Source organism: Pseudoduganella sp. HUAS MS19 (assembly GCF_053615455.1).
The window spans coordinates 704,893-726,268 of record NZ_CM132133.1; the positions used below are offsets into that span (position 1 = coordinate 704,893).

21 protein-coding genes and 1 riboswitch are annotated in these 21,376 nt (G+C 64.0%); of the genes, 10 read left to right on the top strand and 11 right to left on the bottom strand.

Going from position 1 to position 21,376, the window contains the following annotated elements:
* Positions 1-25: 25 nt before the first annotated feature.
* The 6 genes from ACWBU6_RS03325 to ACWBU6_RS03350 form a co-directional block, all read right to left on the bottom strand.
* Positions 26-1,360 carry an STAS domain-containing protein gene (locus ACWBU6_RS03325; RefSeq protein WP_452647456.1) on the bottom strand — a complete coding sequence of 445 codons (1,335 nt, stop codon included), beginning with the start codon at positions 1,358-1,360 and terminating at the stop codon, positions 26-28.
* Positions 1,361-1,463: 103 nt separating this feature from the next.
* On the bottom strand, positions 1,464-1,907 hold the full coding sequence (dksA, locus tag ACWBU6_RS03330) for an RNA polymerase-binding protein DksA (RefSeq protein ID WP_057265949.1): 444 nt from the start codon (positions 1,905-1,907) through the stop codon (positions 1,464-1,466).
* A gap of 72 nt (positions 1,908-1,979) precedes the next feature.
* A complete protein-coding gene (locus ACWBU6_RS03335; RefSeq protein ID WP_452647457.1) occupies positions 1,980-3,038 on the bottom strand; it encodes a CobW family GTP-binding protein in 1,059 nt (352 codons plus the stop codon).
* A 92-nt stretch (positions 3,039-3,130) separates the two neighbouring features.
* Positions 3,131-4,075 (bottom strand): tyrosine recombinase XerC, encoded by a 945-nt coding sequence (locus ACWBU6_RS03340; RefSeq protein WP_452647458.1) that lies wholly within the window; start codon positions 4,073-4,075, stop codon positions 3,131-3,133.
* Between the two features lie 4 nt (positions 4,076-4,079).
* Entirely contained in the window at positions 4,080-4,751 is a 672-nt protein-coding gene (locus ACWBU6_RS03345) for a DUF484 family protein (protein ID WP_452647459.1), read from the bottom strand.
* Positions 4,752-4,862: 111 nt separating this feature from the next.
* Positions 4,863-5,957, bottom strand: a complete 1,095-nt coding sequence (locus ACWBU6_RS03350) for a porin (protein ID WP_452647460.1) — start codon at positions 5,955-5,957, stop codon at positions 4,863-4,865.
* A 298-nt stretch (positions 5,958-6,255) separates the two neighbouring features.
* Here ACWBU6_RS03350 and ACWBU6_RS03355 point away from each other — a divergent pair, with 298 nt between their 5' ends.
* On the top strand, positions 6,256-7,512 hold the full coding sequence (locus tag ACWBU6_RS03355; protein ID WP_452647461.1) for an SEL1-like repeat protein: 1,257 nt from the start codon (positions 6,256-6,258) through the stop codon (positions 7,510-7,512).
* A gap of 109 nt (positions 7,513-7,621) precedes the next feature.
* On the opposite strand, the gene dapF is transcribed toward ACWBU6_RS03355, so the two are convergent.
* The 3 genes from dapF to ACWBU6_RS03370 are packed head-to-tail and all read right to left on the bottom strand — an operon-like array spanning position 7,622 to position 10,235.
* On the bottom strand, positions 7,622-8,485 hold the full coding sequence (dapF, locus tag ACWBU6_RS03360; RefSeq protein WP_452647462.1) for a diaminopimelate epimerase: 864 nt from the start codon (positions 8,483-8,485) through the stop codon (positions 7,622-7,624).
* Positions 8,482-9,378 (bottom strand): LpxL/LpxP family acyltransferase, encoded by an 897-nt coding sequence (locus ACWBU6_RS03365; RefSeq protein WP_452647463.1) that lies wholly within the window; start codon positions 9,376-9,378, stop codon positions 8,482-8,484. Before ACWBU6_RS03365 ends, dapF begins: the two co-directional genes overlap by 4 nt.
* Positions 9,375-10,235, bottom strand: coding sequence for a lysophospholipid acyltransferase family protein (locus ACWBU6_RS03370; RefSeq protein WP_452647464.1), 861 nt, complete (start codon positions 10,233-10,235; stop codon positions 9,375-9,377). Before ACWBU6_RS03370 ends, ACWBU6_RS03365 begins: the two co-directional genes overlap by 4 nt.
* A 187-nt stretch (positions 10,236-10,422) precedes the next feature.
* On the opposite strand from ACWBU6_RS03370, the gene metK reads away from it, so the two are divergent.
* The 4 genes from metK to metF all read left to right on the top strand — a co-directional run bounded on the left by metK (position 10,423) and on the right by metF (position 14,483).
* Positions 10,423-11,586, top strand: a complete 1,164-nt coding sequence (gene metK, locus ACWBU6_RS03375) for a methionine adenosyltransferase (RefSeq protein ID WP_452647465.1) — start codon at positions 10,423-10,425, stop codon at positions 11,584-11,586.
* Between the two features lie 82 nt (positions 11,587-11,668).
* A riboswitch (S-adenosyl-L-homocysteine riboswitch) is annotated at positions 11,669-11,736 on the top strand.
* A gap of 28 nt (positions 11,737-11,764) precedes the next feature.
* Positions 11,765-13,180, top strand: coding sequence for an adenosylhomocysteinase (gene ahcY / locus ACWBU6_RS03380; protein WP_452647466.1), 1,416 nt, complete (start codon positions 11,765-11,767; stop codon positions 13,178-13,180).
* A 132-nt stretch (positions 13,181-13,312) separates the two neighbouring features.
* A complete protein-coding gene (locus ACWBU6_RS03385; protein WP_452647467.1) occupies positions 13,313-13,663 on the top strand; it encodes a phage holin family protein in 351 nt (116 codons plus the stop codon).
* Positions 13,656-14,483 (top strand): methylenetetrahydrofolate reductase [NAD(P)H], encoded by an 828-nt coding sequence (metF, locus tag ACWBU6_RS03390; RefSeq protein ID WP_452649521.1) that lies wholly within the window; start codon positions 13,656-13,658, stop codon positions 14,481-14,483. Before ACWBU6_RS03385 ends, metF begins: the two co-directional genes overlap by 8 nt.
* A 99-nt stretch (positions 14,484-14,582) precedes the next feature.
* On the opposite strand, the gene ACWBU6_RS03395 is transcribed toward metF, so the two are convergent.
* Positions 14,583-15,167: a 5-formyltetrahydrofolate cyclo-ligase gene (locus ACWBU6_RS03395; RefSeq protein ID WP_452647468.1), complete on the bottom strand. Its 585-nt coding sequence runs from the start codon at positions 15,165-15,167 to the stop codon at positions 14,583-14,585.
* A gap of 63 nt (positions 15,168-15,230) precedes the next feature.
* Here ACWBU6_RS03395 and ACWBU6_RS03400 point away from each other — a divergent pair, with 63 nt between their 5' ends.
* From ACWBU6_RS03400 to ACWBU6_RS03420, 5 genes are read left to right on the top strand one after another with little or no spacing between them, the layout of a single operon-like run.
* A complete protein-coding gene (locus ACWBU6_RS03400) occupies positions 15,231-17,171 on the top strand; it encodes a transglycosylase SLT domain-containing protein (protein ID WP_452647469.1) in 1,941 nt (646 codons plus the stop codon).
* Positions 17,172-17,196: 25 nt separating this feature from the next.
* On the top strand, positions 17,197-17,916 hold the full coding sequence (locus ACWBU6_RS03405; protein ID WP_452647470.1) for a glutathione S-transferase family protein: 720 nt from the start codon (positions 17,197-17,199) through the stop codon (positions 17,914-17,916).
* Positions 17,917-17,921: 5 nt separating this feature from the next.
* Positions 17,922-19,055 (top strand): multifunctional CCA tRNA nucleotidyl transferase/2'3'-cyclic phosphodiesterase/2'nucleotidase/phosphatase, encoded by a 1,134-nt coding sequence (locus ACWBU6_RS03410; protein ID WP_452649522.1) that lies wholly within the window; start codon positions 17,922-17,924, stop codon positions 19,053-19,055.
* The gene (locus ACWBU6_RS03415; protein WP_452647471.1) at positions 19,042-19,722 is read left to right on the top strand and encodes an N-acetyltransferase family protein; all 681 of its coding nucleotides are present in this window, start codon (positions 19,042-19,044) and stop codon (positions 19,720-19,722) included. The genes ACWBU6_RS03410 and ACWBU6_RS03415 overlap by 14 nt, the downstream gene beginning before the upstream one ends.
* A 10-nt stretch (positions 19,723-19,732) precedes the next feature.
* Positions 19,733-20,521 (top strand): substrate-binding periplasmic protein, encoded by a 789-nt coding sequence (locus ACWBU6_RS03420; RefSeq protein ID WP_452647472.1) that lies wholly within the window; start codon positions 19,733-19,735, stop codon positions 20,519-20,521.
* Here ACWBU6_RS03420 and ACWBU6_RS03425 read toward each other — a convergent pair.
* Positions 20,463-21,374, bottom strand: a complete 912-nt coding sequence (locus ACWBU6_RS03425) for a bile acid:sodium symporter family protein (RefSeq protein ID WP_452647473.1) — start codon at positions 21,372-21,374, stop codon at positions 20,463-20,465. The genes ACWBU6_RS03420 and ACWBU6_RS03425 overlap by 59 nt on opposite strands.
* Positions 21,375-21,376 lie beyond the last annotated feature (2 nt).

Here is a 21,376-nt window from a genome sequence, read left to right on the forward strand (position 1 = left end):
GGCCGCAGCCCCAAAATTCAACAGCTCAGTACTTGTGGGGGAAGAGCCGCGCTATGTCAGCATAACCCAGCAGGCGCATCAGCGCGGCGACCAGGTGGTTCAGGTCGCGGAACTCGACGCGGTGCTCGCCGCTTGCCAATTCGGCCACTTTGGCCTGCAAGGCGCTGGCCGCGCCAAACTCCATGCGCGCCAGGCGGCCGCAATCGAATACCACCACCTGGTTCTCGCTGGCATAGGCATCGATCGCACCCAGCAGGGTGCCGATGTCGCCTTCGATCACGGCGGGCAGCATGAAGCGGTCGGAAGCGGCGGCAGTGGCCTGGCGCGGAGCATTGGCCACCTTCTTCGGCGCCACGAACGGCGGCGGCGATACCTCGAAAGTGACGCAGTAGTCCATCGACGCTTCTTCGAATTCCTTTTCCTGGTTCAGCAGGCGCAGCAGTTCGAGGTAGAGCAGCCACGGCGCTTCGCCGACGTCGCGGTTGCCGATGGTGAGGATGTTGCGTACCTGCTCGGCCAGTTCGGCGGCGCCCACCACGATCAGTTCGCGGTCGGCCGCCTGGACCTTTTTCAGGGCCTCCAGCAGCAGGGCGCAGCCTTCCGGATCGACGCCGTTGACCCGTGAGAAGTCCAGGCGCAGCGGCTGTTTCTGGTCCATGCTGTCCAGCCGTTCCAGCTGCGGTGCCACGGAGGCGTTCAGCATGCCGGCCAAGCCCAGGGTCGGCGTCACGCCGGAATAGCCGCGTGTCACTTCCGGCGCCTTGCTGTCCGCGCTGGCGGGCGGGACCCAGGACGGCGGCGACGTTTCATACTGGCTGGCGTAGTCGATCGACACGTTTTCGAACGATTCCTGGCGGCCCAGGACCTGGTACAGGTCGAACAGCATCCACCACACTGTGCGGTCCTGCGCCGAGTCGGGCAGGCTGCCCAGCAGCATTTGTTCGGCCACCTCGGCCTGGCCATTGGAATACAGGATCGCGATCTCTTCCACGATCGGCGCGCTTTCCGCGGCCGCCGCTTCGAGCGGCATATCCTCATCGCCCAGCAGCTCGGTGGTGTACTGGTCCAGCAGGGGCAAGGTGGCGCCATCATTGGCGGCTGCGGCCGCGGCTGGCTGCAGCGTGCGCGGCTTGCGGGCCCAGGCGGGTTCCGGTTCATTAAAGATGTCCGCTGCCATCGCCGCCTCGATGGCGTCGATCTTCATGGCGGTGGCGCGGGCGATTTCGCGTTGCAGGTCCGACTGTTGCGCGCGCTGGCGCTCCAGTTCGCTGTTCGCGGCCAGGCGTGCGGCGTCCGCATCGTCTGTTTCGACGACGCTTTCCTCGACCTTGCCTTTTTTGAAAATGGAGAACAGTCCCATAGGATCACTAGTGTAGCCCAACGGAAAATTATAAGGGCGTACCGTACGTGTAAAGAAAAGAAAAAAGCACGCCTAAGCGTGCTTTTTCTCAATTTGTGGCGGATCAGTCGCCGTACAGCTTCTGTTTCAGTTCGCGGCGCTGCTGTGCTTCCAGCGACAGGGTAGCCGTTGGACGTGCGATCAGGCGTGGAATGCCGATCGGTTCGCCGGTTTCCTCGCAATAACCATAGTCGTTATTGTCGATGGCCGCGATCGATTGCTGGACCTTCTTCAGCAGCTTGCGCTCGCGGTCGCGGGTACGCAGTTCCAGTGCGTGCTCTTCTTCGATGGTGGCGCGGTCGGCGGGATCGGGCACCAGCACGGTTTCGCGCAGGTGTTCGGTGGTTTCGCCAGCGTTTTTCAGCAGTTCTTTTTCAAGGTTTTGCAGCTTGTTCTTGAAAAACGCCATCTGGGCCGGGTTCATGTAGTCCTTGTCGCTCATCTTCAGAATTTCTTCTTCGGTGAGCAGGACTTCCGCGGCGGGGGTCGATTTATTTGCTTTTGTCATGACTTCGCTTACCTTCGATACGACAGAGTTTTCAGATTTCTGCTTGGGTGGCGTCAAAAAAAACGCCTTAGTTTATACCAAACATTGTTCAAGGCCAGTAATAAAGATGTCTTTTGGGAGATTTTTGCCAATAAACACCATTTTGCTGGCCCGTGTCTCGTTTTCGCCCCATTTGGCGCCCAGGTCGCTGCCCATCAGCTGGTGCACGCCCTGGAACACGACTTTCCTTTCTGCGCCCTGCATCAACAATACGCCTTTGTAACGCAACATGCGAGGACCGTACACATCAACGAGACCGCCCAGGAATTCATCAAGTTTGGCCGGGTCAAACGGGCGTTCGCTCTTGAACACGAAAGCGGCGATATCGTCGCTGTGGTGGGCGTGGTGATGGTCGTGATGATGGTGCTCGTGGCCGCAGTGTTCGCCATGTGCGTGGTCGTGATCGCAATCGGCATGGTCGTGCTCGTGCTCATCCTCGGCCAGGAAATCGGGATCGATTTCCAGCTTTTCATTCAGGTTGAAGCCGCGCAGGTCCAGCACCTCGGTCAGCGGCGCCTTGCCGAAATCGGAGCGGCTGATCGGCGCGCGCGGGTTGATGCGCTTCAGGCGCGCGCTCAGCGCGTCGACGGTGGCCGCATCCACCAGGTCGGTCTTGGACAGCAGGATCTTGTCGGCAAAGCCGACCTGGCGCTGCGCTTCTTCATGCTCGTCGAGCTGCTGCATGGCGTGGCGCGCGTCGACCACCGTGACCACGGCGTCAAGCAGGTAGTTAGCGCCCACTTCCTCGTCGATGAAGAAAGTCTGGGCTACCGGGCCGGGATTGGCCAGGCCCGTGGTTTCAATCACCACGCGCTCGAACTGGATTTCGCCGGCGGCGCGGCGCTTGGCCAGATCGCTGAGGCCGACGATCAGGTCGCCGCGTACGGTGCAGCAAATGCAGCCGTTATTCATTTCCACGATTTGCTCGCGCGATTCCTGGACCAGGATTTCGTTGTCGATATTTTCCTGGCCGAACTCGTTTTCGATCACGGCGATCTTCATGCCGTGCTCCTCGCGCAGGATGCGGTTCAGCAGCGTGGTTTTGCCGGCGCCAAGAAATCCGGTCAGGATGGTGGTTGGGATCATTGCCATAGTCGTACGAGAAGCATTGGGAATCGGTCGATTATGCCGGAATTCTGGAAATGCTGGCAAATGGGCAAACTTGAGCAGGATCAAGTTCCCGGCTATTTAATTTTAGCCCTTGGGTGGGCCTTGTCATAGACCAGCGCCAGGTGCTGGAAATCAAGGGCGGTGTACACCTGGGTCGAAGTGATGCTGGCGTGGCCCAGCATCTCCTGCACCGCGCGCAGGTCGCCCGAGGACTGCAGCACGTGCGAGGCAAACGAGTGGCGCAGCATGTGCGGGTGCACGGCCACCGGCGCGCCGGCCCGGATGCCGTGCGCCTTCAGCCGCAGCTGCACCACGCGCGGCGTGATGCGCTTGCCGCGCTCGTTGAGGAACAGGGCGCTGCTGCCGTCGGTTGGGGCGGGGCGCACGGCCAGCCAGGCCTGCAGCGCATCGAGGGCGGCGCTGCCGACCGGCACGCGGCGCATCTTGTTGCCCTTGCCGGTCACCACGACTTCGGCGTTGTCCAGTTCCAGCCAGCCCAGCGAGGCGGGCTGGCCGTCCCCCGCCTTGCGGAAGGCGCGGTCCAGGCTGGCCAATTCGGACACCCGCAGGCCGCTCGAATACAGCAGCTCGAACATGGCGCGGTCGCACAGCCGGGCCGGCGCGCCGGCGCCGGCGCTTGGCGCCGTTGGCGCCACCAGCTGCACCGCATCGTCGACCGACAGGGCCTTGGGCAGGGTCTTGGCCCGCTTGGGCGCGCGCACGCCTTCCACCGGGTTGGCCGCCAGCGTGCCGTGCCGGCCCAGCCAGGCGAAAAAGCCGCGCCAGCCCGACAGCTTGCGCGCAATGCTGCGCGCATCCAGGCCGCGGCCATGGAGCTGGGCCGCGTAGCGGCGGATATCGAAGTGGGTCAGGGCGGCCCAGGCTTTGCCGTCGGACAGGGCGGCCAGCTCGCGCAGGTCGCGGCCGTAGGCGGCCACCGTGTGCGCGGACAGCTTGCGCTGGGTGGCCAGGTGGGCCAGGTAGGCGCCGGCCTGTTCCTGCTTACCGGCGCCGCTCATTGGCTCAGGCCAGCAGGGGAGCCAGCGCTACGCTGGCGGTTTCGCCGATGTGGACCAGGAAGTCGGTCGCCATCAGGGAGGTGAAACGTTCCGGGTCCGGCGAGCCCATGATCAGCAGGCCGAAAGCCGCGCCCCTGGCGCCGGGCTTGCGCAGCGGCAAGATCACCACCGACTTGATCTGCCCGGCATCGTCCAGCCAGCGCACCGCTTCGAAATCGTTGTTGCTGCCGCAGTAGGGCGTCAGCAGGCTGTTGGCGAACAGGCGGGCGTCTTCCGATACGCCGCTGGCAAACCATGCACCGGCAAATTCGTCGGCCACGTTGAACAGGCGCAGGGTGGCGGCCGGCACCTGGAAGCTGTCGACCAGGCCTTGCGCCACCGCGCGCGGAACCTCGGCATCGTCGCGGGTTTGCAGGATGGCCTGGTTCCAGCTGTGGAAACGGTTGGCGATGGCAGCGTTGGCTTCGGCATGGCGCGTCAGTTCGGCCATGCGCAATTCCAGCGCCTTATATTTGTCGCGCATGACTTCCATCTGGCGTTCCTGCAACGAGACCGCCCGCCCGGTCAGGGGACTGGACAGCCTGACGTCGCCGAGCAGGTTGGCGTGTTCTTCGAAGAAGTGGGGATGGTCGGCCAGGTACTGCGCGACGATTGCGGAATCCAGGGAGTCGGTCATTGGTGATGTCACATCGAATGTTGCAGGCGTGGACATTTTAACCGAAGGGGGACGCCCTTGGGGCGGGGGCTGCCTGGGTCAGACCCCCAGGCCTGACCCGGGTTTTCCGGCTTAGAAGTTGTGGTGTATGCCCAGCGCGTAATGGTTCTGGTTGACGTCCGAAGTCGACGCCGCGGTGAGCGGGGTCTTCTTCTGCGACAGGTCCAGGTACAGGTAGGTACGCGGCGACAGGTTGTATTCATAGCCGACCGAGAGCTGCTTGGTCTTGAGCTGGCCATCCGGGTCCTTTTGCCCATAGCCCAGGCGGAACATGCCAGGGCCGTAGGTGTAGTTGGCGCCCAGCATCCAGGCGCTGATGCCGTCGTTGGAGGCCAGCACGTGGCCCAGGTCCTGCCTGCCGTAGTTGGCCATCAGCTTCAGTTGCGGCATCGGACGGAAGTAGGCGCCGACCGAATGCCACTTGACCTCGGTCGCATTGCGTTCGGAACCGGCATAGATGGCCCACTGCGGCGCCGTGCCCGGCGCCATATACGTGGCGCTGACCGAGTACGGGTAGGCCCCGGCCTGCGAGCCGACCGGATACTGTGGCGCAGCCACCGTGCCGCGGCCAACGATCGCGCTTGCCAGGCCATTGTTTTCCTTGCTGCCGACGGTCACATTGAACTGGAAGCCGTTCCACACCGGCGTGTTGTACCAGATCGCGTTGGAGAAACGGTTGCCGGAATTGCCGGCCTGGCCCAGCGGATCGGAGCCGCTGCCCGGCACCGCGGTGCGGTAGCCGGCCACCATGATGTCGGTCTGGAAGCCGGCCTGGTTCGGCATGCCGGACCAGGGCTCGAACTGGGTGCTGGTTTCCTGCAGCGAGGTCAGTGCGCGGCCGGCGCGGATGGTACCGAAGCCGCCTTGCAGGCCGACCCGGCTCTGGCCCTGGAACAGCGGACGGCTTACGCCTTCGATGGTGCCGGTGTCCGGCTCGAAGCGGATCTCCAGGTGGAACAGGGCCTTCAGGCCGCTGCCCAGGTCTTCGACGCCACGAAAGCCCAGTTTGTTGTTGTCGCGCTTGGCTTCCTGAATGGCGGTATTCGCCGAATTGGTGGTCTTGGTAACGCCGGCATCCAGCGTGCCATAAATGGTGACGGAGGATTGCGCAAAGGCAGCACTGCTGAAGGCGCCCATCAAGGCCAGGGCCAATAACGATTTCTTCATGTGTTCTTCCTTTTTATGAGTCAAACCGGGTCCGGGGATGGTTATACGATAAGTGCAGATAGCGCGGCATCCGCGCCGAATGGTCATTTACCTGCGCGAAACAGGGTCAAAAACGGGCGCCGCTGTTGTATTTTTGAAACGCTTGCCAGCCTGCTCATTTGGTGAAAGACCTGTAAGGAAGGCGAAAGCCAGGGCTGTCACATTTGTCACACATCAAAAAGTCCGGGAGTCATGCGCCACCGCCTAGTGGTGCGGCTACACTGGGCATGCAGCTTATTCCTTGGAACCGGATACATCGATGGCAAATCGAGACGAGCTGGTGATTATCAGGGGAGCGCGGTCAGGAGACGCCGCAGCCCAGCTAGCGTTGGGCAAGCTCTACCTTTTCGGCGGGGCCAGCCTGCCACAAAACATGCCGACAGCCTTGCATTGGCTATGCCGCGCCGCGACCCAGGGCGTGGAGGAAGCTTGGCGGCTGATCGGTGCGAACATCCCGTTTGAAGTGGCGCAGCCGGCGCGCACGCAGGCCTTGCAGTGGTTCGTGCGCGCCGCGCAGGAAGGCATTCCGGCAGCGGTGCGCGTGCTGGCGCAGTTGCGGCGCGTCGACTTGTCGCCGCCTGCCGCCGCCAGCCTGGCGCGCGCGGCCGCGGTGCCGGTAGCGCTACAGCGCGCGGCGCCGGCGCCCGGCCCGGAGGTGCCGGCCAGTGTGCCCCAAGCCTGGCGCGCAATGGAAGCCGCGCCACATGCCGACCAGGACGAGCTGCTGCGCTTGCGCACCCTGGCCGCCCAGGGCGGCGACCGCGATGCCCAGTTGGCGCTGGGCCTGCACCTGGCGCGCATGAACAGCGAAGGCGACCGGGTGGAATCGAGCAGCGGCACGGTCAACTTCAAGCGCGCCCTGCGCTGGCTGGCCCAGGCCGGCGAACAGGGACTGGCTGACGCCTGGTTTGCCATGTCGCGCATTTATATCCGTCCCGAATTTTCCCAGCGCAGCGCGAGCGAAGCGCATGCCTGCCTGGAGCGTGCGGCCGGCATGGGGCATAGCGGGGCGCAGCTGGAATGCGGCATCCACGCCTGGCGCGCGCGCCGCGGCGCCGAAGACAATGACGTGCGGGCAGTGTACTGGCTGCAGAAAGCGGCGGCCCAGGGCAGCGCCGAGGCGCAGCAGGCGCTGGACCGGATTTCCCCACCGCCGCCGCCGGCCAGCTGGGCCGATCCCTTGCTGCCGCTGCTGACGCGCGAATTCCTCAGCAGCCAGCCCCTGCTTGCGGCGCGCATCGAGCTGGCGGCCTTGTTCCGCCTGACGCGCGCCGAGGCCTTGCTATTGGATGTGAAGGCGGCCGATCAGGGGCATTGCGTGGTGGTCGATATCCGCGCCAGCTATGGCCGCAGCAAACGCCGCCTGGTGCTGGTGCGCACCGCGGCGGAGCGGCAGAAGCTGGACCGCATCGGGCGCCTGTTCGAGCAGGTCGATGCGGAAATGGAGGGGAATTACCGGCAGCGCCTGTACCGCCTCAAGAGCTGGCTTGGGGCGGATATGATGGCGGCTGCTTGAACCGGTAAGCCCGGGCCAGACCCCAGGGGCCGACCCGCGCACAACCGCAACCTGCGGCAGTGGCACAGACGGGGTCTGACCCGATGGGTCAGACCCCGGTTTACCGGTGTCAGAGCGTGATCTCGCCTTCAAACACAGTCACGGCCGGCCCGGTCAGGTAAACCGGCTGCCCCTCGCCGGCCCAGGCGATCGACAACTGCCCGCCGCGCGCATCCACGCGCACCGGCGAATCCAGCAAGCCGCGGCGGATGCCCGCCACGACAGCCGCGCAAGCGCCCGTGCCGCAGGCCAGCGTCTCGCCGGCGCCGCGTTCGAACACGCGCAGTTTCACGTGCTGGCGGTCGAGCAGTTGCATGAAGCCGGCGTTCACCCGCTTGGGGAAGCGCAGATGATGCTCGATCAGCGGTCCCACCAGCTCTACCGGTGCGCTATCGACGTCGGCCACTACCTGCACCGCATGCGGGTTGCCCATCGAGACTACCGACACCTGCACCGCCTCGCGCTGGCCGGCCAGCTCCAACACCAGCGGCCACAGGGTTTCACGCCCTTCCGGCTGGCCCTGCAAGCCTTCCGTATCGAACGGCACTTGCGCCGGGTCCAGCACCGGTGCGCCCATGTCGACGGTAATGCTGCCGTCGTCTTCCAGGCGCGGCTCGATGATGCCGGCCAGGGTTTCCACCCTGATCTTGCGCGCCGCTGTCAGGCCCTTCTCGACCACGAACTTGACGAAGGCGCGCGAACCATTGCCGCATTGTTCCACCTCGCCGCCATCGTTGTTGAAGATGCGATAACGGAAATCGCAACCCGGCACGGCCGATTTTTCCACCACCAGCATCTGGTCCGCGCCCACGCCGAAACGGCGGTCCGCCAGCGCTTGCCACTGGGCCGGGCTGAAATCGATCTTCTGGTTAATGGCGTCAATGACCACGAAATCATTGCCGGCGCCGTGCATCTTGGTGAATTTGAGTTTCATCGCTTTTTCGAATAGAAGGAAGGCTGGCCTTCCGGGCGGGTCTTGAAGCGCTTGTGGGTCCAGAAGTATTCGGCTGGCGCTTCTTTTACGCGTTCTTCAATAAATTCATTCATACGGCGCGTTGCCGCGACCATATCGGGCCCGGGGTAATTCTCCCACACCGGATAGAACTTCACACGGTAGCCGGCGTAACCGGGCAGGAAGGTGGCGATCACCGGCATCACCTGGCCACCGGTCGCCGCGGCGATGCGCGCGGTGGCAGTCAGGGTGGCGGCAGGCACGCCGAAGAAGGGGACGAACTCGGCATCCTTGTCGCCGAAGTCCATGTCCGGCAGCATGAAGTAGGGCAGCTTTTCCTTCAGCGCGCGCAAGATGGGCTTGATGCCGTCCTGGCGGGTAAACAGCCTGACCGGCTTGAAACGGGCGCGGCCGGCACGCAGCACTTCATCGAAGGCCTTGTTCTTTTGTGCGACGTACATGGACGATGCTGACGCTTCCATGGCGATGGCGGCGCCGCCCACGTCCAGGCAGACGAAGTGCGGGCACAGCAGGATGGTCGACTTTTCCGTCATTTCGGCCACCGGGACCTGGCCGGGCGGCATGCCGGCACTGGTTTCTACCTTGATCAGCTTGCGCAGGCGCTCTTCCGATGCCCACCACAGGATGGAGCGTTCCAGCACGCTGCGCGAGTAAGCCTGGAAGTGCTGGCGCGCGATGGCGCGGCGCTGCTGTTCCGTCAACTGCGGCATGGTCAGGCGCAGGTTGGTGAGCGCGATTTCGCGGCGCGGGCCCATGACGACAAACAGCAGGCTGCCCACGGCCTTGCCGATTCGGCCCAGCAGCGGCAGCGGCAGCCAGTGCAGCAGCCACATCATCCCAAGCAGGAGCCTCATGCCGAGGCCTCCTGCGCTGTGGCGCCCGGACCGGCCACCCCGGCCGGTACCTTGTAGCGGTTATAGCTCCAGTAGTACTGGGCCGGGCAGCGTGCGATCAGCTTTTCCATTTCAGCGTTGATGGCGCGCGCCTGGGCCGCGGAGTCGCCCTCCAGCGCACCTTCGAACGGCACGAAGCGCACCACATAGCCCTTGCCGCCCGGCAGGCGTTCGGCATAGACGATCAGGAGCACGGCATCGCCCAGTTGCGCCATCTTGGCCGGCAAGGTCATGGTGTAGGCGGTGCGGCCAAAGAAATCGGCCCACACCCCTTCGCCTTCCTGCGGCACCTGGTCGGGCAGCAAGCCGATCGGCTGGCCCTTCTTGAGGAATTTGGCCAGCATGCGCACGCCGCCCATATTGGCCGGCGCCAACAGAAGGTTCTTGCGGGCACGGGCGCCTTCGATCAGCGGCTTCATCGCTTCCTTGCGCGGCGGGCGGTACATCACCATCAGTTCGGTGCGGTGGGCGATTTCCTGGGCGGTAATTTCAAAGCAGCCCAGGTGCGGGGTCAGGAACACAATGCCCTTGCCGGCGTCGAGGTATTGCTGCACCAGGTCCCAGTTCTCCACAGTGGCACGGCTGGTCACGCGCTGCGGGTCGGCGCACCAGATGAAGGGCAGCTCGGCAATGGCCTTGCCGGCTTCGCCGACGGCGCTGCCGAGATGGGCCGAAAAGCCGGCCTGGGCCATATTGGCGCGCATGCGGCGCCGGTAAGCGGGGGAAAGCAGATAGACCAGCCAGCCCAGCCCGACGCCGAGCAGATGCAGTACCGGTAGAGGGAAGACGGAGAAGAAGCGGAATATTCTCAACAACATTTCTTAATTTATAAGAGCTTTTTAACGTTGCTCTGCACAAAAATTTTTTAAGAAGCGTAAAATACCACGTTGCAGTAGCCGCTGAGTTAACAGACAACTTGCGAGGCGGGATACAAACTTCGCTAAAGCGTCGCAAGCTTAATTGGTTTTGCGACAATGTTACTTTGACCAAAGCTAGGAGCTTGCGATGTCCAACGATTTCCTGTTTACCTCTGAATCCGTCTCTGAAGGCCACCCGGACAAGGTCGCCGACCAGATTTCCGATGCGATCCTGGATGCCATCCTCGCCCAGGACCCACGTGCCCGCGTTGCCGCGGAAACGCTGTGCAATACCGGCCTGGTGGTGCTGGCAGGTGAAATCACCACCCACGCCAACGTGGATTATATTCAAGTCGCCCGCGACACCATCAAGCGCATCGGCTACGACAATACCGAATACGGTATCGACTACAAGGGCTGCGCCGTGCTGGTTGCATACGACAAGCAATCGCCGGACATCGCCCAGGGCGTCGACGAAGGTGCTGGCATCGACCTCGACCAGGGGGCCGGCGACCAGGGCCTGATGTTCGGCTACGCCTGCGACGAAACCCCGGAACTGATGCCGGCGCCAATTTACTACTCGCACCGCCTGGTCGAACGTCAGTCGCAGCTGCGCAAGGATGGCCGCCTGCCATGGCTGCGTCCTGACGCCAAGTCGCAAGTCACCCTGCGCTACGTCGATGGCCGCCCGGTTTCCGTGGACACCGTGGTGCTGTCGACCCAGCACGCGCCCGAACTGAGCCACAGCCAGATCGAAGAAGCGGTGATCGAAGAGATCATCCGCCCGGTGCTGCCGACCGGATGGATCAAGGACACCAAGTTCCTGGTCAACCCGACCGGCCGTTTCGTCATTGGCGGCCCGCAAGGCGACTGCGGCCTGACCGGCCGCAAGATCATTGTCGACACCTACGGCGGCGCAGCCCCGCACGGCGGCGGCGCATTCTCCGGCAAGGACCCTTCCAAGGTTGACCGTTCCGCGGCTTACGCTGCCCGCTACGTGGCCAAGAACGTGGTGGCCGCAGGCCTGGCGCGCCAATGCCAGGTGCAGGTGTCGTACGCAATCGGCGTGGCACGCCCGATCAACATCACCGTGTACACCGAAGGCACCGGCGTGATCTCCGACGAGAAGATCGCCCAGCTGGTGCAGGAACACTTCGACCTGCGCCCGAAAGGCATCGTGCAGATGCTGGACCTGCTGCGCCCGATTTATACCAAGACCGCAGCCTACGGCCACTTCGGCCGTGAAGAGCCGGAATTCAGCTGGGAGCGCACCGACAAGGCGGCGATCCTGCGCGCCGCCGCCGGCCTCTAAGCTTGACAGCCGAGCCCGTGTCCCCCCTGGGGTCTGACCCCATGGTGGGACACGAACTCGGCCAGTAGTGCTACAATTTCCCCTCTCCGAGGAGCGCTGCGACCAGCAAGCCTGGCCAGGCTCGGAACTTCAACACCGCGCTCACGTTACTTTTTTCAACCTATGAAAGGAGGGCGTGATGAACGCCGTACTCAAAGACTCCGAAGACTACATCATCGCTGACATCGGCCTGGCCGCCTGGGGCGAAAAAGAGATCAAGATCGCGGAAACGGAAATGCCAGGCCTGATGGCAATCCGCGAAGAATTCGCCGCTGCTCAGCCGCTGAAAGGCGCGCGCATCACCGGTTCGCTGCACATGACCATCCAGACCGCAGTGCTGATCCGCACCCTGGAAGCACTGGGCGCGCAAGTGCGCTGGGCCTCCTGCAATATCTACTCGACCCAGGACCACGCTGCCGCAGCCATTGCCGCCGTCGGTACCCCTGTGTTCGCGGTCAAGGGCGAAACCCTGGCCGACTACTGGGACTACACCCACCGCATCTTCGAGTGGCCGGGTGAAGGCGTGTACTCCAACATGATCCTGGACGACGGCGGCGATGCAACCCTGCTGCTGCACCTGGGCGCCCGTGCCGAGAAAGACATCTCGGTCCTGAACAACCCGGGTTCGGAAGAAGAAATCTGCCTGTTCAATTCCATCAAGGCCCACCTGGCCAAGGACGCGACCTGGTACTCCAAGCGCCTGCCGCACATCCTGGGCGTGACCGAAGAAACCACCACCGGCGTGCACCGCCTGTACCAGATGCACAAGGAAGGCAAGCTGGCTTTCCCTGCCATCAATGTGAACGACTCCGTCACCAAGTCCAAGTTCGACAACCTGTACGGCTGCCGCGAGTCCCTGGTGGACGGCATCAAGCGCGCCACCGACGTCATGGTGGCCGGCAAGATCGCCGTGATCGCCGGCTACGGTGACGTCGGCAAGGGTTCTGCGCAAGCGATGCGCGCCCTGTCGGCGCAGGTGTGGGTGACCGAAATCGACCCGATTTGCGCGCTGCAGGCTGCGATGGAAGGCTACCGCGTGGTGACCATGGATTACGCCGCTGAACACGGCGACATCTTCGTGACCTGCACCGGCAACTACCACATCCTGACCGAACAGCACATGCTGAAGATGAAGGACCAGGCGATCGTCTGCAACATCGGCCACTTCGACAATGAGATCGATGTCGCCTCCCTGAAGAAATACCAGTGGGAGAACATCAAGCCGCAGGTGGACCACGTGATCTTCCCGGACGGCAAGCGCATCATCCTGCTGGCGGAAGGCCGCCTGGTGAACCTGGGCTGCGGCACCGGCCACCCATCGTATGTGATGTCGTCCTCGTTCGCCAACCAGACCATCGCCCAGATCGAGCTGTTCGCCAACACCAAGGCCTACCCGGTCGGCGTGTACACCCTGCCCAAGCACCTGGACGAGAAGGTCGCGCGCCTGCAGCTGAAGAAGCTGAACGCGCAGCTGACCACCCTGACCGAAGAGCAGGCGGCGTACATCAACGTGAAAGTCGAAGGCCCTTACAAGCCTGAGCACTACCGCTACTAAAACCGGCAGGGCGGCGGGACCTGGCCCTGGGTCCGGCTGCCGTCCCGCACTGCAAATCACCCGGCTTATACCGGTCGGGTCTGGCCCTTGGCTCAGACCCGGGTTTACCGGTCCTCACAATCGAGCAAAATCATGCGTTTGGTCCTCACCTGGATAATCAATGCCGCCGCGCTCTTCGCGCTGCCTTACCTGATGCATTCCGTCAGTGTCACAAACATTGGCGCCGCTTTGGTTGCTGCCCTCCTGCTTGGCCTGGTCAACACCCTGGTGCGCCCATTGCTGCTGCTGCTGACATTGCCCGTTACGGTGCTGTCGCTTGGCCTGTTCATCTTCGTCATCAATGGCTTCATGTTCTGGCTGGTGGCGAAAGTGGTGGACGGCTTCCACGTGGACAGCTTCTGGTCAGCCATTGGTGGCGCGCTCTTGTACAGCGTGATTTCCTGGGCCTTGTCTACCCTCCTGTTGAAAGACAATGATGGCTAACCATAATTTCAGTATCGAGTTCTTCCCGCCCAAGACGGCGGAAGGGACGGAAAAGCTGCGCCTCGTGCGCGCCAAACTGTCCGAGCTGCATCCCAAGTATTTTTCCGTGACCTTCGGCGCCGGCGGTTCCACCCAGCAGGGCACCCTGGACACCGTGCTCGAGATCATGGCGGCCGGCGAAGACGCCGCGCCGCACCTGTCCTGCATCGGCGGCACGCGCGAATCGATCCGCGCCATCTTGCAGCAGTACAAGTCGCACGGCATCAAGCGCCTGGTGGCGCTGCGTGGCGACCTGCCATCCGGTTACGGCATGGCGGGCGAGTTCCGTTACGCCAACGAGCTGGTGGAATTCGTGCGTGCGGAAACGGGCGACTGGTTCCATATCGAAGTGGCGGCGTACCCCGAGGTGCACCCGCAGGCGCGCTCGCCGCAGGATGATATGCAGGCCTTCGTGCGCAAGGTGAATGCCGGCGCCAACGCGGCGATCACCCAGTACTTTTATAACGCCGACGCGTATTTCCATTTCGTTGACGCGGCGCAGAAGGCGGGGGTGAACGTGCCTATCGTGGCGGGTATCATGCCGATCACGAACTACACGCAGCTGATGCGCTTCTCGGATATGTGCGGCGCCGAGATCCCGCGCTGGGTGCGCCTGAAACTGGCGTCATTCGGCGACGATTCGGCCTCGATCAAGGCTTTCGGTCTCGACGTGGTTTCGGACCTGTGTGAACGCCTGCTGGCCGGCGGCGCGCCGGGCCTGCACTTCTATTCCATGAACCAGGCTGTCGCTACCACGGCCCTGTGGAATCGATTGGTCTGAAACCGGTAGACCAGGGTCAGGCACAAGTGCCTGCCCCTGGCACGCGGCCGCCGCGTGCCCGGTGTCTGACCCTGCGGGTCAGACACCGGACTTCCGGTTCTAGTCTTCGGTAATTATGCGGTCCAGCGCCACATCGTGCCCATCGCTGCCGAAATCGGCAGCCAGGCAACGATACGCCACCCCCACGGTGGCCGGGCGCGGTTCGCGCGCCAGCGTGCGGTCGTAGAAGCCGCCGCCATATCCGAGCCGGTAGCCCTGCGGGTTATAGCCCAGGCAGGGTATCAGTAAAGCCGGCGGATATTCCTGCACCAGGCGCTGCATGGCCGGCACCGCCACTCCCATCGGATCCTTCACCATTGGTTCGCCGATAGTCCACTCCGAGAACGCCAGTGGCGCATGCTTTTCCAGCACCACCGGCAGCAGCAGCTTCACGCCCAGTTCCGCCAGCTCCGCATAACAGGCGTGCAAGTTCGGCTCGTCGCGCAAGGGCCAGTACACCCCGAGCGTGCCGACACCGGATTCACGCCACCACTGGACCACTTTCGCACCAATTTCCTTGTCCCACTGCGCCCGCGTTTCCGGCGCCAGCGCACGGCGCGCCGCGAGCATCGTCTTGCGCAGTTCCGCCTTGCCGGGTGCTGGTTGGCCGTCGCGGTTGCGTGGTATCCTAGTTGGGCTGGTCATATCGTGAATTACCTTGAGAGTCGTACATTGATTTCCACCTCGAAATGGATAGCCGGCGCACTGATGGTCGCAGCATGCGCCGCCTCGCCGCTGGCCCTGGCGCAGGATAACGCAAGCGACAGCCGCAAGGAAGATGATGCCTTCCTCCTGCTGCGCGATTCGGTACGGCGCGACGACGCCGCCAAGGCGGAGTTTTACGCCGCCCGCCTTACCGATTATTCGATTCCGTCCTACGTCGATTATTACCGTCTGAAGGCCCGCTTCAAGGAAGCGGCCGACCCGGAAGTGCGTGCCTTCCTGAGCAAGTACCAGGGCAGCGCCATCGCCGACCGCATGCGCAATGACTGGCTGCTGGAGCTGGGTCGCAAGCGCGAGTGGGCCACCTTCGACGAACAGTTCCCGCAGTTCGTGCTGCAGGACGATACCCAGGTCAAGTGCTATAACCTGTTGTCGCGCCTTTCCAAGGGCCAGCATGTTGCCGCCGATGCGCGCACGCTGCTGGTTTACCCGCCTTACTACGGCGAAGGTTGCGGCGCACTGATCGCGGCGCTGGCGCAGACCGGCCAGTTCACCGAGGACGACTTGTGGACGCAAGTGCGCCTGGCTGGCGAAACCAACGCCACCGGTCCGGCCAAGCGCACCGTGATACTGCTGAACGGTTCGGACAAGAAGATGGGCCAGGCAATCGATCTGCCTACGCTGGCGCTGGCCAAAGGCGCCGGCAGCACGCGCGCCGACCACGAGACCTTCCTGGTGGCTGTCGGCCGTGGCGCCCGCACCAGCATGAACCTGGCCCGCATGGCGCTGGAAAGGAATCTGCCGCTCCTGACGCCGCAAGAGCGCGCTATCGGCTGGGCCAACCTGGCGCTGGTGTCGTCCTATTCGTTCTCGCCCGACACGGCAGGCTACTGGGCCAAGGCGGCTGGCGCCCCGCTGTCCATGGACCAGATGCAATGGAAAACCCGCATCGCCCTGCGCGAGCGCGACTGGAAAACGGTCAAGGCCACCATCGCTGCCATGCCGCCGCAGTTGCGCAAGGACCCGACCTGGATCTACTGGAACGCGCGCGCCATCGCCGCCGAAGCAGGCAGCAATACGCCGGAGGTGCTGGCGGCCTACCGCAGCATTGCCGACCAGCCAAACTACTATGGCATCCTGGCCGCTGAAGAACTCGGCCAGCTGGTCACCATCCCGCTGCCGGGCCCGGCGCCGACAGCGGCCGAAATGGCCGCCATCGCCGCCAATCCCGGCCTGCAGCGCGCGCTCAAATTCTTTGAAATGCGCTTGCGCTTCGAAGGCACGCGCGAATGGAACTGGGAGACGCGCCGCCTGAACGAACGCGAGCTGATCGCCGCCGCCGAGTTCGCGCGCGAGAAGCATGTGCTGGACCGCATGGTGTACACCTCCGAGAAGACGCGCGTGCAGGCAGACTACACGCACCGCTACCCTGTGCCGCATGACGACATCATGCAGCCGACCACCAGCACCCTGGGGCTGGATCGCGCCTGGGTGTATGGCCTGATCCGCCAGGAGTCGCGTTTCATCATGGACGCGCAATCGTCGGCCGGCGCCTCGGGCCTGATGCAGGTGATGCCGTCCACCGGACGCTGGGTGGCGCGCAAGATCGGCTTGACCGACTTCGTGCAGGGCATGCTGACCGACGTGAAGACCAATATCCTGTTGGGCGCGAACTATATGAACATGGTCCTGGGCAGCATGGACGGCTCGCAGGTGTTGGCCACCGCAGCCTACAATGCCGGGCCGGGGCGCCTGCGTTCCTGGCGCACGCAGCTGACCAAGCCGATGGACAGCACCATCTTCATTGAATCGATTCCGTTCTCGGAAACGCGCGGCTACGTGAAAAACGTGATGGTCAATGCCACTTACTATGCGGCGCTGTTCGATGGCCGTCCGCAATCGCTCAAGGCGCGCCTGGGCAGTACCGTTACGCCGAAAGGCTACAGCGATCAGGAACAACAGGAGGCCGCCTACGGCGGCCGTTAACCAGTACTGGGAGAACAGAGGAAACATGCAGACCACAGAACTCGACCCGAAACTTGCCGAAACCCTCGCCGCGGCGCGCGAGCCTGGCTTGACCCTGGTTATCGGCAACAAGAACTATTCCTCATGGTCGATGCGCCCGTGGGTGGCGATGAAAGCCTTCAATATCCCGTTTACCGAAGTGCGCGTCCTGCTCGACCAGCCCGACACTTCCAACAATATCGCCAGGTACAGCGCCAGCGGCCGCGTGCCGGTGCTGCTGGCCGGCGACATGGCGATCTGGGACAGCATGGCGATCTGTGAATACCTGGCCGAGCAATTCCCCGACAAGCCGATGTGGCCGCGCGACGTCGCTGCGCGCGCCCTGGCGCGCTCGGTGTGCGCCGAGATGCACAGCTCCTTCGGCAGCCTGCGCACCACGATGTCGATGAACATCAAGGGCAGCTACCCGGGCAAGGGCCGCACGCCGGCCACCCAGGCCGACATCGGCCGCATCAGCGAGATGTGGGAGGAGTGCCTGAGCCGCTTCGGCCACAACGAATTCCTGTTCGGCGAGTTTTCGATTGCCGACGCCTTTTTCGCGCCGGTCGTGTGCCGCTTCAAAACCTATGGCGTGGTGCTGCCGCCGGCGCTGGCCGCTTATTGCGAGCGCATGCGCAGCCATCCTGCAGTCGACGCCTGGATCGCCGGCGCCCTGGCTGAAACCGAAACCGCGCCACTGCACGACGCGGAGATGCCGGACGATTGATGGCGATGAAGACTTACGTGGTCGGCGGCGCGGTGCGCGATGAATTGCTTGGATTGCCCGTCAAGGACCATGACCACGTCGTGGTAGGCGCCACGCCGGAAGACATGGTGAAGGCCGGCTTCCGCCCCGTTGGCAAGGATTTTCCCGTGTTCCTGCACCCGAAAACGCAGGAAGAATATGCGCTGGCGCGCACCGAGCGCAAGACCGCGCCCGGATACAAAGGCTTCGTATTCCACACTTCCAGCGACGTGACGCTGGAAGAAGACCTGGTGCGGCGCGACCTGACCATCAACGCCATCGCCCGTGGCGACGATGGCGTGCTGGTCGACCCCTACCATGGCCAGCAGGACATCAAGGACCGCATTTTCCGCCACGTGTCCGACGCTTTTGCCGAGGACCCGGTGCGCATCCTGCGCCTGGCGCGCTTTGCCTCGCGCTATCCGGATTTCCGCGTCGCGCCCGAGACCAATGCGCTGATGACACGCATGGTGGAGGAGGGGGAGGTCGACGCACTGGTGCCCGAGCGCGTATGGCAGGAGATCGCCCGCGGCCTGATGGAGCGGAAGCCATCGCGCATGCTGGAAGCGCTGCGCGATTGCGGCGCCCTCTCGCACATCCTTCCAGAGATCGGCGACGGCCATGCGGTGGCGCCGGTGATCGACCGTGCCGCTGAACAGGACCTGGAGCTGCCGGTGCGTTTTGCCGCACTCGCTCTGGCGCTCGACGTTGCGCAGGTCGAGCAGGCCTGCAAGCGACTGAAGGTGCCGACCGAATGCCGCGACCTGGCGGTGATGGCAGCGCGCGACCGCGCCAGCGTGGACAAGGCGCTGGCACTGGACGCCGCTGCGCTGGTCAGCCTGTTCGAACGCTGCGACGGGTTCCGCAAGCCGGCGCGCTTCGTGCAGATGGTGGCCGCAGCCGAATGCGCGGATGTCCGCTCCGGCGCATGCACGGCGCCATCGGCGCAGCGCGCGCTGCTGGCCAAGGCGCTCGATGCCGCGCGTGCGGTCAATGCCGGAGAGATTGCGCAAGGCTCGGCGGGTGCGCCGCAGCGGATTCCCGAGCTGGTGCGCGCGGCCCGCGTGCAAGCCGTGCGCGCCGCAATCGGTGCGCAGGAGGACCAGGATGACCAGCCTTAACTTCTTCCGCAATCCCCTGCGCGGCCTGTTTGGCGGCAAGGACAGGCCGACCGTGCCGGTCAAGGAATTGCGCGAGCGCGACCGCCGCCGCATGCTCAAGCATTTCCTCTCGCTGGAACGCCACGACCGCCTGCTGCGCTTCGGCACGCCCGTCAACGACGAGCAGATCACGCGCTATGTGGGCAGTATCGACTTCGACCGCGACCTGGTGTTCGGCGTGTACAACCGCGTCTTCAAGCTGGTGGCAGTGGGCCACCTGGCCTTTGCCGAGCGCGATGCGGACAAGCACAAAGTCACCGAGAAGGACCAGGTGGCGGAGTTCGGCGTGTCGGTTTCCAAGTCCGCGCGCGGCCTGGGCATCGGCTCCAGGCTGTTCGAACGCGCCAGCATCGCCTGCCGCAACAACGATGTCGACACCCTGTACATGCATTGCCTGTCCTCGAACGCCACGATGATCCACATCGCCAAGAAGGCCGGCATGGAAATCCACCGCGACTACGGCGAGGCCGACGCCTACCTCAAGCTTGGCCCGGCCGACCCGGCCAGCGTGCTGCAGGAAGCGATGGAAGAGCAGTTCGCATCGTTCGATTACGCCCTGAAAGCCAACGTCCGCGCTGCCAGCAAACTGCTCGACAAGATCCCTGGGGTAAAATCGGAGGAAAAGTAGAGGAGGCTTCATGCCGTTCGCCCTGCGCAGCATTGCTTTAGCCGTCACCATGGCCGCACCGCTGGCGCCGGCTGCGGGTGCGCCGTTGAACCTCTGCTACGAGGACATCCCGCAGGCGCCGTGGACCATGCCCGACGGCACCGGCCTGAATATCGAGCTGCTGAAGCGCGTCGCCAGGCTGACCGGCGACCAGTTCAACTTTGTTCCCCGCCCATGGAAGCGCTGTGAGGAGGAAACCCGTACCGGCGTGATCGACGCCATGGTCGGCCCCTCCGACAATCCGCGCCGGCGCGTCTACAGCCTGCCGCCGACCAAGGCCGACGGTTCCCAGGACCCCGAGCGCGCCATGTACCGCGACCACGTCGACCTGTACCTGCGCGTCGACAGCGGCGCAAGCTGGGACGGCAAGACCCTGGTCAATCCGCGCAAGCTGGTGGTGGCGCAGCGCGGCTATTACATCGTGGACATGCTGCAGGCGCGCGGCCAGACCGTGATCGACACGCCCAAGACGGCGGAAGAAGGCTTGCGCCTGCTGGCCGCCGGCAGCGCCGACGTTGCCGTGTTGATGGGGCGCGATGCGGAAAACCTGTTAAAGGAAGATCCACGCTTCCAGGGCCGCGTGATACTGGCCCGGCAGCCCTTCGCCACCTTCGATTTCCACCTGATGGTCGGGCGCAAAGCCTACAACAAGGAGCCCAGGCGCTTCGAGGCGATCTGGAACGCGATCGCCAAGGTGCGCGCTACCCCTGACTACCAGCGCCTGGAACAGTCGCTGGTTCGCCAGCACGAGCACGATTGACCGTTGCCCGCATGGCGTAGGCGAACAGCAGGCCGCTGGCGTACATCAGCACGCCGTACAAGGCGCCCGGCATGGCATAAGCATCCTGTTTCAGGACGCTGCTGCCGATCACCATCGCCAGCGTGCCATTCTGGATAGCGGTTTCGATCCCGAGCGTCACGGACTGCTGGCGCGAAAGGCGGGCCAGCCATGCCACGCCGAAGCCGCAGGCAAGCATGGTAACGTTGAGCGCCACCGCGAACGGCGCCAGGGTATGGAAGTTATCGCGCAGCATCGCCCAGTTCTTGGCAACGGCGGCGGCCACGATCAAGATGAACAGGACCGAGGCAATCCTGGTGCAGGTGCCCTCGATGCGCTGGCCCATGGCCGGCTTCAGGTGGCGCAGCAGCATGCCGACGGCGACCGGCAGGCCAAGCATCAGCACCATCTGCTTCATCATCGGGCCGACCGGCGCCTCCACCCGCTGTCCGCTGCTGGCAAAGTACTCCAGCGCGAAGGATACGATCAGCGGCAGCGTGAAGATGGTCAGCACGCTGGCTACGGCGGTGAAGCTCAATGCCAGCGCCACGTCGCCGCGCGCGATGTAAGTCAGCAGGTTGGAGGTGGTGCCGGTCGGGCAGGCTGCCAGGATCATGAAGCCGACCGCGAAAGCGCCGCCGATGCCCGCGGCCTGCAGCATGCCGAAGCAGGCCAGCGGCAGCAGCACAAAGTGGCACAGCACGCCCACCAGCAGGGCGCGCGGCTGCGTGACGATGCGCCTGAAATCGGCCGGCGTCAGGCCCAGGCCGAGCGCAAACATGATGAAAGCGAGTGCCGCGGGCAGCAGCACGGTCGAGACGATGTCTCCTTGCATGG

Excerpts from the sequence above, each read along its gene's own strand:
- ACWBU6_RS03395 (WP_452647468.1), bottom strand. The coding sequence starts at position 15,167 with ATGACCAGCCCAACTAGGATACCACGCAACCGCGACGGCCAACCAGCA.
- metK (WP_452647465.1), top strand. The coding sequence starts at position 10,423 with ATGTCCAACGATTTCCTGTTTACCTCTGAATCCGTCTCTGAAGGCCAC.
- ACWBU6_RS03335 (WP_452647457.1), bottom strand. The coding sequence starts at position 3,038 with ATGGCAATGATCCCAACCACCATCCTGACCGGATTTCTTGGCGCCGGC.
- ahcY (WP_452647466.1), top strand. The coding sequence starts at position 11,765 with ATGAACGCCGTACTCAAAGACTCCGAAGACTACATCATCGCTGACATC.
- ACWBU6_RS03415 (WP_452647471.1), top strand. The coding sequence starts at position 19,042 with ATGACCAGCCTTAACTTCTTCCGCAATCCCCTGCGCGGCCTGTTTGGC.
- dapF (WP_452647462.1), bottom strand. The coding sequence starts at position 8,485 with ATGAAACTCAAATTCACCAAGATGCACGGCGCCGGCAATGATTTCGTG.
- ACWBU6_RS03365 (WP_452647463.1), bottom strand. The coding sequence starts at position 9,378 with ATGAGGCTCCTGCTTGGGATGATGTGGCTGCTGCACTGGCTGCCGCTG.
- dksA (WP_057265949.1), bottom strand. The coding sequence starts at position 1,907 with ATGACAAAAGCAAATAAATCGACCCCCGCCGCGGAAGTCCTGCTCACC.
- ACWBU6_RS03420 (WP_452647472.1), top strand. The coding sequence starts at position 19,733 with ATGCCGTTCGCCCTGCGCAGCATTGCTTTAGCCGTCACCATGGCCGCA.
- ACWBU6_RS03370 (WP_452647464.1), bottom strand. The coding sequence starts at position 10,235 with ATGTTGTTGAGAATATTCCGCTTCTTCTCCGTCTTCCCTCTACCGGTA.
- ACWBU6_RS03325 (WP_452647456.1), bottom strand. The coding sequence starts at position 1,360 with ATGGGACTGTTCTCCATTTTCAAAAAAGGCAAGGTCGAGGAAAGCGTC.
- ACWBU6_RS03410 (WP_452649522.1), top strand. The coding sequence starts at position 17,922 with ATGAAGACTTACGTGGTCGGCGGCGCGGTGCGCGATGAATTGCTTGGA.
- ACWBU6_RS03385 (WP_452647467.1), top strand. The coding sequence starts at position 13,313 with ATGCGTTTGGTCCTCACCTGGATAATCAATGCCGCCGCGCTCTTCGCG.
- ACWBU6_RS03355 (WP_452647461.1), top strand. The coding sequence starts at position 6,256 with ATGGCAAATCGAGACGAGCTGGTGATTATCAGGGGAGCGCGGTCAGGA.
- ACWBU6_RS03405 (WP_452647470.1), top strand. The coding sequence starts at position 17,197 with ATGCAGACCACAGAACTCGACCCGAAACTTGCCGAAACCCTCGCCGCG.
- ACWBU6_RS03400 (WP_452647469.1), top strand. The coding sequence starts at position 15,231 with ATGGTCGCAGCATGCGCCGCCTCGCCGCTGGCCCTGGCGCAGGATAAC.
- metF (WP_452649521.1), top strand. The coding sequence starts at position 13,656 with ATGGCTAACCATAATTTCAGTATCGAGTTCTTCCCGCCCAAGACGGCG.
- ACWBU6_RS03425 (WP_452647473.1), bottom strand. The coding sequence starts at position 21,374 with ATGCAAGGAGACATCGTCTCGACCGTGCTGCTGCCCGCGGCACTCGCT.
- ACWBU6_RS03345 (WP_452647459.1), bottom strand. The coding sequence starts at position 4,751 with ATGACCGACTCCCTGGATTCCGCAATCGTCGCGCAGTACCTGGCCGAC.
- ACWBU6_RS03350 (WP_452647460.1), bottom strand. The coding sequence starts at position 5,957 with ATGAAGAAATCGTTATTGGCCCTGGCCTTGATGGGCGCCTTCAGCAGT.
- ACWBU6_RS03340 (WP_452647458.1), bottom strand. The coding sequence starts at position 4,075 with ATGAGCGGCGCCGGTAAGCAGGAACAGGCCGGCGCCTACCTGGCCCAC.